This window comes from Marivivens sp. LCG002 (genome assembly GCF_030264275.1).
In the GTDB taxonomy this organism is placed as follows: Bacteria; Pseudomonadota; Alphaproteobacteria; order Rhodobacterales; family Rhodobacteraceae; genus Marivivens.
In genome coordinates, this window is sequence record NZ_CP127165.1 from 1,661,839 (window position 1) to 1,678,213 (window position 16,375).

General features: G+C 59.3%; 12 protein-coding genes. 8 read left to right on the top strand and 4 right to left on the bottom strand.

What is annotated here, in order from left to right; translation table 11 throughout:
- Positions 1–20: 20 nt before the first annotated feature.
- Genes glgB through QQG91_RS08270 form a run of 5 tightly spaced genes read left to right on the top strand, consistent with a single transcriptional unit; the run spans position 21 to position 8,631 of the window.
- The gene (gene glgB / locus QQG91_RS08250; protein WP_285769749.1) at positions 21–2,213 is read left to right on the top strand and encodes a 1,4-alpha-glucan branching protein GlgB; all 2,193 of its coding nucleotides are present in this window, start codon (positions 21–23) and stop codon (positions 2,211–2,213) included.
- Positions 2,214–2,228: 15 nt separating this feature from the next.
- A complete protein-coding gene (gene glgC, locus QQG91_RS08255) occupies positions 2,229–3,488 on the top strand; it encodes a glucose-1-phosphate adenylyltransferase (protein ID WP_285769750.1) in 1,260 nt (419 codons plus the stop codon).
- Positions 3,485–4,915: a glycogen synthase GlgA gene (gene glgA / locus QQG91_RS08260; protein WP_285769751.1), complete on the top strand. Its 1,431-nt coding sequence runs from the start codon at positions 3,485–3,487 to the stop codon at positions 4,913–4,915. Before glgC ends, glgA begins: the two co-directional genes overlap by 4 nt.
- The gene (glgX, locus tag QQG91_RS08265) at positions 4,912–6,990 is read left to right on the top strand and encodes a glycogen debranching protein GlgX (protein ID WP_285769752.1); all 2,079 of its coding nucleotides are present in this window, start codon (positions 4,912–4,914) and stop codon (positions 6,988–6,990) included. Before glgA ends, glgX begins: the two co-directional genes overlap by 4 nt.
- 9 nt (positions 6,991–6,999) lie before the next feature.
- Positions 7,000–8,631, top strand: a complete 1,632-nt coding sequence (locus tag QQG91_RS08270; RefSeq protein WP_285769753.1) for an alpha-D-glucose phosphate-specific phosphoglucomutase — start codon at positions 7,000–7,002, stop codon at positions 8,629–8,631.
- On the opposite strand, the gene QQG91_RS08275 is transcribed toward QQG91_RS08270, so the two are convergent.
- Complete coding sequence (locus tag QQG91_RS08275; protein ID WP_285769754.1) at positions 8,624–8,863, bottom strand: hypothetical protein; 240 nt, start codon at positions 8,861–8,863, stop codon at positions 8,624–8,626. The two genes, QQG91_RS08270 and QQG91_RS08275, sit on opposite strands and share 8 nt — an antisense overlap.
- A 501-nt stretch (positions 8,864–9,364) precedes the next feature.
- Here QQG91_RS08275 and QQG91_RS08280 point away from each other — a divergent pair.
- The 3 genes from QQG91_RS08280 to QQG91_RS08290 all read left to right on the top strand — a co-directional run bounded on the left by QQG91_RS08280 (position 9,365) and on the right by QQG91_RS08290 (position 13,764).
- A complete protein-coding gene (locus tag QQG91_RS08280; RefSeq protein WP_285769755.1) occupies positions 9,365–10,249 on the top strand; it encodes an MBL fold metallo-hydrolase in 885 nt (294 codons plus the stop codon).
- A 27-nt stretch (positions 10,250–10,276) separates the two neighbouring features.
- The gene (locus tag QQG91_RS08285; RefSeq protein WP_285769756.1) at positions 10,277–11,953 is read left to right on the top strand and encodes a bifunctional protein tyrosine phosphatase family protein/NAD(P)/FAD-dependent oxidoreductase; all 1,677 of its coding nucleotides are present in this window, start codon (positions 10,277–10,279) and stop codon (positions 11,951–11,953) included.
- 74 nt (positions 11,954–12,027) lie between these two features.
- The gene (locus QQG91_RS08290) at positions 12,028–13,764 is read left to right on the top strand and encodes a SulP family inorganic anion transporter (protein ID WP_285769757.1); all 1,737 of its coding nucleotides are present in this window, start codon (positions 12,028–12,030) and stop codon (positions 13,762–13,764) included.
- Here QQG91_RS08290 and QQG91_RS08295 read toward each other — a convergent pair whose 3' ends face one another.
- From QQG91_RS08295 to QQG91_RS08305, 3 genes are read right to left on the bottom strand one after another with little or no spacing between them, the layout of a single operon-like run.
- Positions 13,765–14,508: a LamB/YcsF family protein gene (locus QQG91_RS08295; RefSeq protein WP_285769758.1), complete on the bottom strand. Its 744-nt coding sequence runs from the start codon at positions 14,506–14,508 to the stop codon at positions 13,765–13,767.
- Positions 14,499–15,503 carry a 5-oxoprolinase subunit C family protein gene (locus QQG91_RS08300; RefSeq protein ID WP_285769759.1) on the bottom strand — a complete coding sequence of 335 codons (1,005 nt, stop codon included), beginning with the start codon at positions 15,501–15,503 and terminating at the stop codon, positions 14,499–14,501. The genes QQG91_RS08295 and QQG91_RS08300 overlap by 10 nt, the downstream gene beginning before the upstream one ends.
- Positions 15,500–16,228 (bottom strand): 5-oxoprolinase subunit B family protein, encoded by a 729-nt coding sequence (locus QQG91_RS08305; protein ID WP_285769760.1) that lies wholly within the window; start codon positions 16,226–16,228, stop codon positions 15,500–15,502. The genes QQG91_RS08300 and QQG91_RS08305 overlap by 4 nt, the downstream gene beginning before the upstream one ends.
- Positions 16,229–16,375 lie beyond the last annotated feature (147 nt).

The following is a 16,375-nucleotide window of genomic DNA, read 5'->3' on the forward strand; positions in this document are numbered from 1 at the left end:
GCGACGTAAGATCAAGGATTATGACCGAAGTGAATTTGCCTCCGCACCTGAGCCATTCCGACATCGACCGATTGAATTCGGGAGAACATGATGCGCCCTTCGACGTTCTGGGCTGCCACGAAGCAGACGGCACGCGTTGGCTGACACTCTGTCTTCCTGATGCTGCCGAGGTGTCGGCAAAGGTGGGCAGACGCACGATACAGTTGGAGCGTCTCGGGGGTGCGGTCTTTGGTGCTGAAATTCCCAAGGGCAAAGTGACTTTGACCGCGAAGACGGCCGAGGGTCATAGTTGGAGCTTTGTCGATCCTTATGGATTTGGTCCGGTTCTGACGGACGTCGACGCCTATCTCATCGGCGAAGGCACGCATAAACGGCTTTGGGAAGCGCTCGGCGCGCATGTCACCACTCACGAGAAAACCAAGGGCACGCATTTCGCGGTCTGGGCGCCGAATGCCCGCGCCGTCTCGGTGGTCGGGACCTTCAACAACTGGCACCCTGCCCGCGCGCAAATGCGCCGTGTCGGACACACGGGCGTTTGGGAAATTTTCCTCCCCGATGTCGGCGAAGGCGACGCCTATAAATACCGCATTCTGGGCGCTGATGGGGCCGCGCATTTCAAAGCCGATCCCGTCGGTTTCGGCGCACAGCATCCGCCCGAACAGGCAAGCATCGTGCGCGACATCAAAGGCTACGGCTGGTCGGACAAAGCATGGATGAAGCGCCGCGAGGTCGCAAACCGGCGCGATAAACCGATTTCGATCTACGAAGTGCATCTGGGCTCATGGCGCCGCCGCTATGACGAGGGTGGACGCCCGCTTTCCTATAAAGAGCTGGCCGTCGAATTGGTCGGCTATGTCAAAGATCTCGGCTTTACGCATATCGAGTTTCTGCCCGTCTCCGAATTCCCCTTTGACGGCTCTTGGGGCTATCAGCCTGTGGGGATGTATGCGCCGACCACCCGCTTCGGTCCTCCCCATGAGTTCCGCGATCTGGTGAATGCGGCCCATGATGCGGGCCTCGGGGTTCTGCTGGATTGGGTGCCGGGCCATTTCCCTGCCGATGCGCATGGGCTTGGCCGCTTTGACGGAACCGCGCTCTATGAACATGCCGACCCGCGTGAAGGGTTCCATCAGGACTGGAACACCTTGATCTATAACTACGGTCGCACCGAGGTCAAAAACTACCTCGTGGCCAATGCGCTCTATTGGCTTGAAGAATATCATGTGGATGGCATCCGCGTGGATGCAGTCGCCTCGATGCTCTATCGCGACTATTCCCGCAAAGAAGGCGAATGGGTCCCCAACAAGGACGGCGGACGCGAGAACTATGAGGCCATCGGCTTTCTTCAAGCGATGAACGTCGAGAGCTATGGCGCGCACCAAGGGATCATGACCGTCGCCGAGGAAAGCACCTCCTTCCCGCAGGTCACGGGCGCAGTGCACAACGGCGGTCTTGGTTTCGGCTATAAATGGAACATGGGCTGGATGAACGACACGCTCTCCTACATGGAGCGTGATCCGATCTATCGCAAACACCATCACCACCAGATGACCCACGGCATCAGCTATGCGTTTTCGGAGAATTTCATCCTTCCGATCAGCCATGACGAAGTGGTGCACGGCAAAGGCTCGATGCTCCACAAGATGCCCGGCAATATCTGGGAGCAGTTTGCCAACCTTCGCGCCTATTACGGGTTCATGTGGGCCCACCCCGGCAAGAAGCTGTTGTTCATGGGCTGCGAGTTCGGCCAGCCCGAAGAATGGAACCACAACGTCCAGCTCGATTGGGACGCCTCGCACCGTGCGCCGCACAAAGGCGTGCAGGACCTTATACGCGATCTCAACAAACTCTACGCCGGAACGCCCGCGCTTTATCTCAAGGACTGCGAGCATGACGGTTTTGCGTGGGTGAACGGGGGCGATACCGAAGCCTCGACCCTCAGTTTCTTGCGCTTTGGCGGCAAAAAGGACGCGCCTGTTCTGACCGTCTGCAACTTTACGCCTGTCGAGCGCGGCAGCTACCGCGTCGGGGTCCCGACGCTCGGGCTCTGGGAAGAACTCATCAACACCGATGCCGCCTGCTACGGAGGAGGAAACCGTGGCAACTACGGCGGCGTCACAGCCCAAGAGGTGCCCTGTGACGGGCATCCCTATTCTATCGAAATCACAGTTCCACCGCTTGCGACGGTTATTTTCCGCGTCAAGCGTCCATAAGGGGGGAGAGACGAAATGGTTGAAAACAGAAGACTGACACAGCGCTCGATGGCCTTTGTCCTTGCAGGCGGAAGAGGGAGCCGCCTTCAGGAACTCACCGACCGCCGCGTCAAACCCGCCGTCTATTTCGGCGGCAAGACTCGTATCATCGACTTTGCCCTGTCGAATGCGATGAACTCGGGCATTCGCCGCATGGCGGTTGCGACCCAATACAAGGCCCACAGCCTTATCCGCCACTGCCAGCGCGGTTGGAACTTTTTCCGTGCCGAGCGCAACGAATTCCTCGACATCCTGCCTGCATCGCAGCGGATGGACGAAAGCAGCTGGTATCGCGGCACCGCCGATGCCGTCACCCAGAACATCGACATCGTCGACAGCTATGACGTCGACTATGTGATCATCCTTGCGGGCGACCACATCTACAAGATGGACTATGAAATCATGCTCCGTCAGCACGTCGAGACCCAAGCCGATGTGACCATCGGATGCCTGACCGTGCCGCGCATGGATGCCACCGCCTTCGGCGTGATGGCCACCGATGCAACGGGTCGTATCACGTCCTTTCTTGAAAAACCCAAAGACCCGCCCGCAACCCCCGAGGACCCGAGCCTCGCGCTGGCCTCGATGGGCATCTACGTTTTCAACTGGAAGTTCCTGCGCGAGCTTCTTCTCAAGGACAACGAAGACCCCAATTCGAGCCATGACTTCGGCAATGACCTCATCCCCGAGATCGTCAAGAACGGCAAAGCCATGGCGCACCGTTTCGACGAAAGCTGCGTGCGCGATGAAGGCGCTCCCGCCTATTGGAAAGATGTCGGCACCGTCGATGCCTTTTGGGAGGCGAATATCGATCTCACCAGCTTTACGCCCGAACTGAACCTTTGGGACAGCAAATGGCCGATCTGGACCTATTCCGAGAGCGTGCCGCCCGCCAAATTCATCCACGATGAAAAGGACCGCCGCGGGATGGCGATTTCCTCGATGGTATCGGGGGGCTGTATCATCTCGGGAACCGAAGTGCGTAACTCGCTCCTCTTTACCGAGGTGCACACCAATTCCTATGCCGTCCTCGATCACGCGGTGGTTCTGCCCTATGTGACGGTCCAGCGCTCGGCGCGTCTTCGCAAAGTGGTCATCGACCGCGGCGTCGTCATCCCCGAAGGCCTCATCGTCGGCGAGGACCCGATCGAAGACGCCAAGTGGTTCCGTGTCACCGACAAGGGCACAACGCTTATCACCCAAGACATGCTCGACAGAAGGGCAGCAAGCCTATGATCAATGTGCTCTCGGTCACTTCGGAATGTGCGCCTCTCGTGAAAACGGGAGGGCTGGCTGATGTTGCGGGCGCGCTTCCCGGCGCGCTCCGATCCGAGGGCGTTGATATGCGCACCCTGCTTCCGGGATATCCCGCAGTGCTTAAGGCGCTTGGCAAGGCCAAGGTCGAGCTTGAGATTGCGGATCTCTTCGGGGGCGCGGCGCGGGTGCTTTTCGGCCAGGCGACGGGGCTTGATCTTTATGTGATAGATGCCCCGCATCTCTTTGATCGGCCCGGAAATATCTACCTTGGCCCCGATGGCAAAGACTGGCCCGACAATCCGCAGCGTTTTGCGGCGCTCTCTTGGGTCGCCGCCAAAATCGGCGCCGAAGGGATCGGCGGTTGGTCCCCAGCGATCATTCACGGGCATGACTGGCAAGCGGGCTTTGTTCCCGAATACCTACGTCTTCTGAATGCCGACCCCAACCTGCGCACCGTGCTGACGATCCATAACATCGCCTTTCATGGCATCGCACCGCCCGAGGCGATCAAGACGCTCGGACTTGATCCCAAGCGGTTCGACCAAGGCGGATATGAATTCTGGGGCCGCGTTTCGGCGCTCAAGGCGGGTCTTATGGGGTCGGACCGTCTCACGACCGTCTCGCAAACCTATGCCGAGGAGTTGATGACCGACAGTTTCGGCATGGGCTTTGACGGCGTGATGCGGTTCCGCCGCAACGAGCTTTTGGGGATTTTGAACGGGATCGACCTTGGGGTCTGGGACCCTGCGACCGATCCAAATATCAAACCGTTCAAAACCCCGAGCGGCAAGGCCGCCAACAAAAAGGCGCTACGCGAGGAATTCGGCCTTCCCGATGCGGAGGGCCCGCTCTGCGTTGTGGTCTCGCGACTGACCGAGCAAAAGGGGCTGGACCTCTTGCTCAACGCGATCCCCACCCTGACCGCCAAGGGGGGACAGCTTATCGTTCTGGGCGCGGGAGATGCCGTGCTCGAAGCGTCGTTCCGCGCCGCCACTTCGAACCCGAATGTCGCCGTTCACATCGGCTATGACGAAGCGCTCTCGCACCGCTTGATTGCGGGCGGGGATGCGATCCTCGTGCCGTCACGGTTTGAACCTTGCGGTCTGACCCAGCTTTACGGGCTGCGCTACGGCACGATCCCCGTTGTCGCCCTCACGGGCGGGCTTGCCGATACGGTGATCAACGCCTCGCCTGCGGCTCTGTCCAAGGGCGTGGCCACTGGCCTCCAATTCGCCCCGATCACAACCGAGAGCCTGCGCAATGCGCTGTCCAAGCTCTGCACCCTTTATTCGGACAAGCCTGTCTGGCAGAAGATGCAGAAAAACGCGATGGCGCAAGCGGTTGGATGGGAAACCTCGGCCAAGGCTTACGCCGCGCTCTACGAGGAACTTGCAGGCAGGTCATGAGCAGTAACATCCCGATCTCGGAAGGCCATCCTTATCAACTCGGCGCGACTTTTGACGGCGATGGCGTGAACTTTGCGATCTTCTCGCAAAATGCCACGCGGATGACACTTTGTCTTTTCGATGACGACGACAACGAAGTTCTCAACATCGATCTTCCCGAGCGTTCGGGCCATGTCTGGCATGGCTATTTCCCCGGAATGCGTCCGGGGCAGCGCTATGGCTATCGGGCCAGCGGTCCCTATGATCCCGCGAACGGGCATCGCTTCAACCCGCACAAACTTCTCCTTGATCCCTATGCCAAGAGGCTCACGGGGCACCCTATCCTGTCGGACGAGGTTTTCGGCTATATCGCAGGTCATGCGGACGCGGATCTGAGCTTCGACGACCGCAATTCCGCACCTTTCATGCCGCGCTGCGTTGTGGTCGATCCTGCTTTCAGCTGGGGCCGCGACACGCAGCTCCATATCCCCCCGAGCGAAACCGTTCTCTACGAGGCCCATGTCAAAGGTCTCACTGCGGGGCGCAAGGATGTTCCGAACAAGGGCAAGTTCCTCGGGATGGCCTCTAAGCCGATCCTTGATCACCTGAACAATCTGGGTGTGACCTCGATCGAGTTGATGCCTGTGCATGCCTTTCTCAATGAAAAGTTCATGACCGATAAGGGGCTGACGAACTATTGGGGATACATGTCCCACGGGTTCTTTGCCCCCGATCCGCGTTATCTGGCCTATGACGATATCGCAGAATTCCAGCAGATGGTCGCGCGCTTCCATGCGGCAGGCATCGAGGTGATCCTCGATGTGGTTTACAACCACACCGCCGAAGGCAACCAGATGGGGCCGACGCTTTCGTTCCGCGGGCTCGACAACGCCAGCTATTACCGCCTGATGGACGACAAGCGCTATTACGCGAACGACTCAGGCTGCGGCAACGTTCTCAATCTCGATCATCCCTTCACGCTTCGGCTTGTGATGGACAGCCTGCGCTATTGGGTCGAGGTCATGCATGTGGACGGGTTCCGTTTCGATCTTTGCTCGACCTTGGGCCGCACGCGCGGCGCCTTTGACCGTGACGGGCCGTTTTTCCGCGCTGTGCGTCAGGACCCCGTGCTGAACAGGGTCAAGCTCTATGCCGAACCTTGGGATATCGGCGAAGGCGGCTATCAGCTCGGTGCCTATCCCGCCCCCTTTTACGAGTGGAACGACAAATACCGCGATCAGGTGCGCCGCTATTGGCGCGGGGATGAAGGCACGGTCACAAAGTTGGCAAGCCGCATCGCGGGCTCTGCGCTCCGGTTCGACCATGACGGACGCCCCGCCACCTCTTCGGTGAATTTCATCACCGCCCATGACGGGTTCACGCTCATGGATACGGTGAGCTACAACGAAAAGCACAACGAAGCCAACGGCGAGGACAATCGCGACGGCCATTCGAACAACTGCTCGGACAACTGCGGTGTCGAAGGTCCGACCGATGACGCAAAGATCAACGCGATCCGCGCCCAACGGCGGCGGAACATGATGGCGACCCTGATGCTCAGCCAAGGCACGCCGATGATCCTTGCGGGGGACGAAATCGGCAACAGCCAAGGCGGAAACAACAACGCCTATTGTCAGGACAATGAAATCGGCTGGGTCAATTGGGACGAACCCGACACCGAGTTTCTGGAGTTTTGCAAACAGGCGATTGCCTTTCGCAAGGCCCACCCGATCCTTCGGCAAAAGCGGTTCCTCCATTCCCGCTCGCGGCTCATTGACGGAGCGCCTGATCTCTTTTGGCGCCGCGCCGACGGTGAACCGATGCAATCCGAAGATTGGAGCAACCCCGAGCACCGATTGCTTGTGGCCGAATTGCGTATGGCCTCGGGGACACCCGAATATGCGCCGCGCGAAGGGGCGATCATCGCGGTCTTCAATGCAGGCGAGGAAGACCGCGTCGCCCTTCCCGTTCCGCCCAAGGGCAAAATCTGGCGCCGAAGCTTTGATACCTCACCCGCTGCGCCCCAAGACGCTGGGACCGAGCGGCTTATTCACGGCAACAGCGTTGTCGCCTTCGTCTTGAAACCCGAAAGTTGAGTATTGATCATGACCAGACATAGCGTTCAGACCCAGCCCGTTGATGGCCAGAAACCCGGCACAAGCGGTTTGCGCAAGAAGACCCGTGTGTTCATGGGAGCGCATTACCTCGAGAACTATGTCCAATCGATCTTTGACGGTATCGGCGGGGTCGAGGGCAAGACGCTGGTCGTCGGCGGCGATGGACGGTTCTTCAACGACCGCGCCATTCAGGTCATTCTTCGCATGGCCGAAGCAAACGGTGCTGCGGCTTGTATCGTTGGCCAGAACGGTATCCTCTCGACCCCTGCAGCGTCGCATCTCATCCGCAAGCGCGGCACCGATGGCGGGCTCATCCTTTCGGCGAGCCATAATCCGGGCGGCGAGGATGAGGACTTCGGCCTCAAATACAACGGTCCGAACGGCGGCCCCGCGAACGAAGGCGTGACGGACAAGATTTTCGCCCGCACCAAGACCATCGATCAGTATCACATTCTTGATGCTCAGGACGTGGACCTTGGCGCCATCGGCACCAGCACACTCGGCGCAATGACGGTCGAGATCGTCGATCCTGTTGCGGATTACGCCGACCTGATGGAGCAACTCTTCGACTTTGACGCCATCCGCGCGCTCTTTGCTTCGGGCTTTCGCATGCGCTTTGATGCCATGCACGCGGTGACGGGGCCTTATGCAACCGCGATCCTCGAGGGCAAACTCGGCGCGGCCAAGGGCACCGTGGTCAACGGAACGCCCCTCCCCGATTTCGGCGGCGGCCATCCCGACCCCAACCCGATCTGGGCCAAGGACCTGATGGACGCGATGTTTGCCCAAGACGCCCCCGATTTCGGCGCTGCCTCGGACGGGGACGGCGACCGCAATATGATCGTCGGGCGCAGTCAATATGTGACCCCCTCGGATAGCCTTGCGGTTCTGGCCGCCCTTGCCCATCTCGCCCCTGCCTATTCCAAGGGGCTTGCAGGTGTCGCCCGCTCTATGCCGACCTCGGGTGCGGTGGACCGCGTGGCGGCAGCCAAAGGGATCGAATGCTTTGAAACCCCCACAGGCTGGAAATTCTTCGGCAATCTGCTGGATGCAGGCCGCGCCACGCTCTGCGGTGAAGAAAGCGCAGGCACGGGTTCGGACCATGTGCGGGAAAAAGACGGGCTTTGGGCCGTTCTTTTGTGGCTCAACATCCTTGCCGTCACACGCAAGTCGGTCAAAGAGCTTATGAACGATCACTGGGCCGAATACGGGCGCAACTACTACTCCCGTCACGACTATGAAGACGTGGACGCAGGCGCCGCAGCAACCATGATGGACGGGCTTCGCGCCCAATTCGGAACGCTGGTGGGTAAAACCTTCGGCCCTCTGACCGTGAGCAGCGCAGACGAATTCGCCTATGACGATCCCGTCGACGGATCACATTCGGCGGGTCAAGGGATCAGGATCGGCTTTAGCTCGGGCGGGCGCGTCGTATTCCGTCTTTCGGGAACCGGAACCGTTGGCGCGACCGTGCGGGTCTATCTGGAGGAGCTCGAAACAGATCCGGCGCGTATGGATCAGGACGCCCAAGAAGCGCTTGCCCCGATCATCGCCGCAGCCGAAGAGATCGCGGGCATTCGGGCCCATACGGGGCGCACTGCCCCCAATGTGATTACTTGACGGCGTAGGGCTCTGAGCGGACGCGCGCGCCAAACCTGATCTTGGGATTGGCCAGCGCGTCTGCGATCACAGAAACATCGACGAGCCCGACTTCAAAGGGACGCTTTCCTGTGTTCGGACGCATATCATAGTTCATCACGCGGATGGTCGGCTTCATCGCGCTGCGCAATTGCAACTGGAAGAAGTGGAAGCCGGTATTTTTTACATAGGCTTTGATTGACGTTTTACGCATGGGTCCAGCCCTTGTGATGAACTATACTTTCGATAATTTTAGCCCAAACTAACGCATATATAAAACGAAGATTTGCAGAGACCGGCACGAAGATTGCCGCATTCTTTGGTCCAAATCTCCCCTATGGCGATTAGAGTTTCGCAGGTTAAATTCAGGATGGTAACGCCGTTCTCCAACCGGAATCATCGCCGCAACTCAAAATTCGGGTCATTAACCTAACCCAAGGTTGAAACATGGTGTGGCAAAAGGCGCGAGGGGCTCTGCAGAACTTTCCCCATCCCGCGCCCTTTCGGATAGAGCATGCAAAAAAACCACCGCCCCCGCGCGGATCGGGTTAAGCTCGTTTTGTTAAGCCCGCGACATCATTTCAGTTTACACATTTCAAACTTTGCATATGAGATGTTGACAGAGCCGATAATAGGCATCATATACATTTCAAATTCAAAATGTATCGACGCCGATTCCCGATGGATGGCCTCGTTGAGAACCTAGGAGACAGACATGACCAACTACCCCGTCAACATGGACCTCATTCCCGAAGTCAAAGCCTTCTTCGATCCCGCCACCTGGACGATCAGCTATATCGTCAAGGACCCGAGCAGCACCTCTTGTGCGATCATCGACTCGGTTATGGACATCGATTACGCCGCTGGCCGTATCACCTATGAACACGCCGACGAGCTGATCAACTATATCGAAACCAACGGGCTCAAGCTCGAGTGGCTTATCGAAACCCACGTGCACGCCGACCACCTTTCGGCCGCGCCCTACATCCAGAACAAGCTGGGCGGCAAGATCGGCATCGGCAAGAACATCACCATCGTTCAGGACGTTTTCGGCAAAGTCTTTAACGAAGGCACCGAGTTCCAGCGTGACGGCTCGCAATTCGACGCCCTGTTCGAAGATGGCGACACCTATATGATCGGCAATATGCAGGCTTTTGCGATGCACACCCCCGGTCACACTCCCGCTTGTATGACCCATGTCGTCGGGAACGCAGGTTTCGTGGGCGACACGCTTTTCATGCCTGACGGCGGCTCGGCACGTGCCGACTTCCCGGGTGGTGATGCTGGTATTCTCTTTGACTCGATCCAGAAAGTGCTCGCTCTTCCGGAAGAGACCCGTCTCTTTATGTGCCACGACTATGGCCCGAACGGCCGCGACATCGAGTGGGAAACCACTGTCGGCGACGAGAAGAAGCACAACATCCACGTCGGCGAAGGCAAAACCAAAGAAGACTTCGTCAAATTCCGCACCGAGCGCGATGCCCAGCTGGATATGCCCCGCCTGATCATCCCCTCGCTGCAAGTCAATATGCGCGCTGGCGAAATCCCGACCGACAAGGACGGACGCCCGATGCTCAAAGTGCCGGTCAACGGCATCTAATAACGGATCCATAGGGGAGCAAAGATAATGGATATCAAGAAGATCACACCGAAACTGTCGGTGGCGCCGCAAATCGCGGCAGCAGATATGAAGGCACTGGCCGAGGCCGGCTTCCGCTCGATTATCTGCAACCGTCCCGACGGCGAGGGTGCGGACCAACCGACCTTTGAAGAAATGGAAAAGGCGGCCAAGGCTGCAGGCATCGAAGCGGTGTATCTTCCCGTTATCTCGGGCAAGGTTGTGGACGAAGACGCTGTTGCCTTTGGCGAAGCGCTCGACAGCCTTCCCGGCCCTGTGCTCGCCTATTGCCGCACGGGCACCCGCTCGACCACGCTCTGGGCATTGTCCCAAGCGGGCAAGATGAGCACCTCGGACATTCTCGCAGCGGCCAAAGCTGCGGGCTATGATATGGGCGGTGTTGTCCGCCGTATCGTCAACGGCGGCAAGACGCCCACCACCACGACCGATGCCAGCTATGACATCGTGATCGTCGGCGGTGGCGCGGCAGGCATCTCTGTGGCCTCTTCGATCCTTGCGCGTCGCACAGATCAGACCATCGCGATCATCGATCCGGCCGATATCCACTATTACCAACCGGGCTGGACCCTCGTTGGGGCGGGTGTTTTCCACCCCGAAGATACCTCCAAGACCATGGGAAGCCTTATCCCCAAGGGCGTGCATTGGATCAAATCCGCTGTTGCCGCCTTCGAGCCGAAAGACAATGCCGTCATCCTCGATGGCTGCCGCGTCGTGGGTTACAAGCGTCTTATCGTCTGCCCCGGTCTCAAGCTTGACTGGAACCGCATCGAAGGCCTCGTCGAGACGCTTGGTCGCAATGGTGTGACGTCGAATTATCGTTATGATCTCGCGCCTTACACATGGAAGCTTGTGCAAGAGATGAAGGAAGGCCGCGCGATCTTCTCGCAGCCTCCAATGCCAATCAAATGCGCAGGCGCGCCGCAAAAGGCGCTCTATCTTTCGGGCGACCATTGGTATCGCAACGGCACGCTCAAGGACATCGATATCCAGTTCATGAACGCCGGCGGCGTGCTCTTCGGGGTCAAGGAATATGTCCCCGCTCTCGAAAAATACGTCGAGAAATACGATGCTACGCTGAACTTCTTCCACAATCTTGTGGCGGTGGATGGTCAGGCCAAGACAGCGACCTTCGAAGTGGCCAAGCCCGAAACCGAAAAAACGCGCGTCACGGTCGAGTTCGATATGCTCCACGTCGTGCCGCCGCAAACCGCACCCGACTTTATCCGCGTCTCGCCGCTCGCCGATGCGGCGGGCTGGGTGGACGTCGATCAGGCAACGCTTCGTCACAAGACCTACGAGAACATCTGGTCTTTGGGCGATGTGATGAACGCTCCGAACGCCAAGACCGCTGCGGCGGCGCGTGTTCAGGCCCCCGTGGTTGCCGAAAACGTCATCGCCGACATCGACGGCAAATCCGCCGCGCGCCAATACAACGGCTACGGCTCCTGCCCGCTCACCGTCGAACGCGGCAAGATCGTTCTTGCCGAATTCGGCTATGGCGGTGCGCTGCTCCCGAGCTTCCCCAAAGCGGTGCTTGACGGCACCAAGCCGACCCGTCTGGCGTGGTGGCTGAAAGAAACGGCGCTCCCGCCGATCTATTGGAAGGCCATGCTTCGTGGCCGTGAATGGATGGTCAAACCCGAAAAGGTCACCGTCTCGAACTGATCCCCAACGGCTCGCCCTTGCGGGCGGGCCACCCTCGGCCTCCTCCCCCGTGCCGATATGCAAGGCTGCAACTTATGAACTTCTCCAAACTGACCCGCTATGTTCCTGCCCTCGAATGGGGCCGGAAATATAACTCCGACGCTCTTTCGAACGACCTTATCGCCGCCGTGATCGTGACGATCATGCTGGTGCCCCAGTCGCTCGCCTATGCTTTGCTCGCGGGTCTGCCGCCCGAGGCGGGTATCTATGCCTCGATCGTTCCGATCATCTTCTATGCCATCTTCGGCACGAGCCGTGCTCTGGCCGTGGGCCCCGTGGCTGTCGTCTCTCTCATGACCGCCGCCGCTGTGGGTCAGGTCGCCGAAGCAGGCACCATGGGCTATGCCATGGCGGCTTTGACGCTCGCGCTTTTGTCGGGTGTCATGCTGCTCCTGATGGGCGTCTTCCGCCTCGGGTTCATTGCAAACTTCCTCTCGCACCCTGTGATCGCGGGCTTTATCACCGCCTCGGGTATCCTGATCGCGGCCAGCCAGCTCGGTCATGTTCTCGGTGTCAAAACCACGGGCCATACGCTTCCCGAGATGATCGAGTCCCTTGTCGTCGGTCTTCCGACCATGAACTGGATCACCGCCATCATCGGCATTGCCGCAACGGCCTTTCTCTTCTGGGTCCGCAAGGGGCTCAAGCCGCTTCTTCTATCCAAAGGCGTGCCGCCGCGTCTTGCCGATGTTCTGACCAAGGCAGGCCCCGTTGCCGCCGTTGTGGTCACCACCGTTGTCGTTTGGCTCTTTGGCCTTGAAAACCATGGCGTCAAAGTCGTCGGCGACGTGCCCCAGAGCCTTCCCCCGCTGACCATGCCCGACCTCTCGCCCTCGCTCGTCGGTCAGCTCTTCGTGCCTGCCCTTCTCATCACCGTCATCGGCTTTGTTGAGTCCATTTCGGTTGCCCAGACGCTTGCTGCAAAAAAGCGTCAGCGCATCGACCCCGATCAGGAACTCATCGGCCTTGGTGCTGCGAACATCGGTGCGGCCTTTACAGGCGGCTATCCCGTCACCGGCGGCTTTGCCCGCTCGGTCGTGAACTTTGACGCAGGGGCAGAAACGCCGGCGGCAGGTGCATTCACTGCGATCGGTCTTGCCATCGCCGCTGTTGCCCTCACCCCGCTCGTCTACTTCCTTCCCAAAGCCACGCTTGCCGCGACCATCATCGTTGCCGTTCTAAGCCTCGTCGACCTCTCGATCCTCAAGCGCAGCTGGGGCTATTCACGCCCCGACTTCATCGCCGTGGCCGCGACCATCCTTCTCACGCTGCTTCTTGGCGTAGAGACGGGTGTCTCGGCAGGCGTCGGTCTCTCGGTCGTGCTCTATCTCTTCAAAACCTCGCGTCCGCATATCGCTGAAGTGGGTCTTGTTCCGAACACCCAGCACTTCCGCAACATCAAGCGTCACACGGTGGAAACGCATCCCTCGCTTCTCACCATCCGCATCGACGAAAGCCTCTACTTCGCCAATGCCCGTTTCCTTGAGGACTATGTCTACAACCGCGTCCAGAAGGACTGCGAACTCAAGAACGTGGTCTTCATGTTCTCGGCCGTCAACGAAGTGGACCTCTCGGCGCTCGAAAGTCTTGAGGCAATCAACTCGCGCCTCAAGGACATGAACATCATGCTTCACCTGTCCGAGGTCAAAGGCCCCGTCATGGACCGCCTCAAGCGCTCGCACCTGCTGCATGATCTGAGCGGTGAAGTGTTCCTCTCGCAGTTCGACGCGATGCATAAGCTCACGCCCATGAAGGCTACAGCAGCCGAGTGATCAAAGCCGAGCGAGGCTTACGCCTTGCGCCGTCAAACCAACCCTGAGAGAGGCGGCGATTTCGACCGCCTCTTTTGTATCTCCGTGCAGGCAAATCGTGTCGATCTTGCAGGGAATGCGCTTGCCGCTTTGGGCGATGATGGCCCCCTCGTCGAGCATCCGCAAAATGCGCTCGGTGATCAGAGCGGGATCATGAAGGACCGCGCCCTCTTGCGAGCGATCCACGAGTGTCGCATCGTCGTTATAGGCACGATCCGCGAAAATCTCGCCCGCCCAGTCCGCGCCCAAGTCACGCGCGACGGCCTCCTGAGCGGTGGCCGCGATGACCATCAGCACGATATCGGGCTGGACCTTGAGAGCGGCCTCGTAACAGGCCCGCGCAATCTCGGGCTCTTCGCTCGCCATATTGGCCAGAGCGCCATGCAGTTTGAGATGCCGCACGCGCCCGCCCAGAGACTTCGCCACACCGATCGCCGCGCCAAGCTGATAGGCAGTCAGCGCGCCAAGCTCCTCTGCCGAAAGGCGCATACGCGTGCGCCCGAAGTTCGGCTTGTCGTCATATCCGGGATGCGCCCCAAGACCGACGCCCGAACGCAGCGCCTCGGCCATCGTCTCGCGCATAGTGGTCAGCGAGCCCGCATGAAACCCGCAAGCGACATTGGCCGAGGTGACAATCGACAAAAGCGCTGCATCATTGCCGATGCCCTCGCCCATATCCGCATTCAGATCCACTTTCAGAGCCATTCCTCGTCCCCCGTAATCATGCCGTCGATTAGCTGATAGGCTAAAAGATCCGCGATTTCATGCGGATCGCGCACGAGCGGCTCTATCGTGCGCTTCATGGCCTGTATTTCCTTTTCGTACGGGACATGGAGCCTATCGGCCTCGTCGAGCGAAATCGAAGCGAACCGAAGGGGCGCCCCGACACCCGCCTGCGCGATTTTGGGAAGATCGGCGGGAATGACCGTCCCGATCCTCGGATAGCCCCCGATGGTCTGGCAATCGGCCAAAAGCACATAGGGCCGACCATCACCCGTCATCTGGATATCGCCCACCGTGATAAAGTCGGACACGCGGCTAAGCTGCCCTTCGGCGGCAAAGCCGATACCGTCAAAGGCCAAGGCGACACCCTGCCGATTGCCCCTAGGATCGCGTTTAAAGCCGGTTTCTTCGAACCGCGCGAAAGTAGCGCCGTCGAAAAGATGCGATTGCGATCCTTTCACAAAACGGATGAGCCCGCCTGAAAAGCGATCCTGTTGACGGAGTTTGACGAGCGCGCCCGTCCCGCCCCCGATGCGAAAGCTCTCGCCGCCTGTGATGGCGCTGCCGATGCCCGCGCTGCTCTGGACCGAACGGCTCCCCAGTATTTCGTCGCTCAGGATACCGCCGCGCGGGGTGAGATAGCCATAGACACCCCGTTCGGCCGCCCCGATCTCGAGCATTGCACCCTTTTCGATGCGATGAACCGCGCCCCAAAGAAGCGGCTTGCCGTCGACACTTGCGCGCATCGGAGCGCCCGTCAGGGCAACATCGCAGATTTCATCAAAGCGGAACCGCCCGCCATGCCCCGCCATTTCGAGCGAGGCCCCACAAGCGCCACCCAACAGAGCCGCCGCTTCGCAGAGTGCCAAAAGATCGGCCGCACCACCGACCGAGATGCCGCTTGCAAAATGGCCCAAGCGTCCGAAATCCTGAAGACTAAGGTGCGGGCCGCCCGATTGGATGATGATCTGGGTCATAGGGTTTCGAGCCTCGCGCCGCCCATGGGGTCGGACAAAAGCCCGTCGAACTCGCCCCGACCGATGGGCACAAAACGCACCTCGTCCCCCGCGGTCAGTGCTACAGGTGCCGCGCGTCCTAGATCAAAGGGACGAAAACCCGTCTGCCCGATCTGTCTCCAACCCGTTGCGGATCGATTGGCAAAAAGAACGATCTGCCGCACGGCGACCGTGATCGCGCCCTGAGGCACAGCTTCGGTAAGGCTGGTTTGACGGGGAATGTCCCATGCCTCTGGCAAAATACCAAGATAGGGCTGACCGGGGGCGAACCCAAGCGCCAAGACCGAAAGGCGCGCTGCGCAAAGCTCCCCTATCAGGGCCTCTTGGCCAAGCCCTATCATATTCGCCACTTCGGTCAGTTGCGGCGCAGCGGAGGCGTCAAAGCAAACGGGAATGGTCCAACGCCTCTGCGCGCGATCATCGTCGGCCCTGAAGTCACGGACCTTCTCCTCGAGCAAGGCGACAAAGGCCGCCCTTGCCACTTTAACCGGATCAAAACGCACAAAGACCGAAGTCAAAGACGGCGCAGCTTCGATCACGCCCTCCAGCGGCGCGATCACCTTGGCCAGCGCAATCGCCGTTGCATTGGCGGCCTCGGTCAGACTGTCGGACACGCGAAGCACATAGCCATCCGTGCCGAGCGGATATATACGGATATGCGCGTCTTGGGGTCTTTGCTCTACCATGGCTTTTGGTGGTCTTTTCGCTGTGGTCTTGTCAATCGTTACGCGGATCAATTCCCTGAAAATAGATCAAAATCTATCTGTTTACGCCTTCTTATCCGTCAGGGGCCTAAGGTCGTTCCGTGGCCCGCAATCCTGCGGGATTATGTG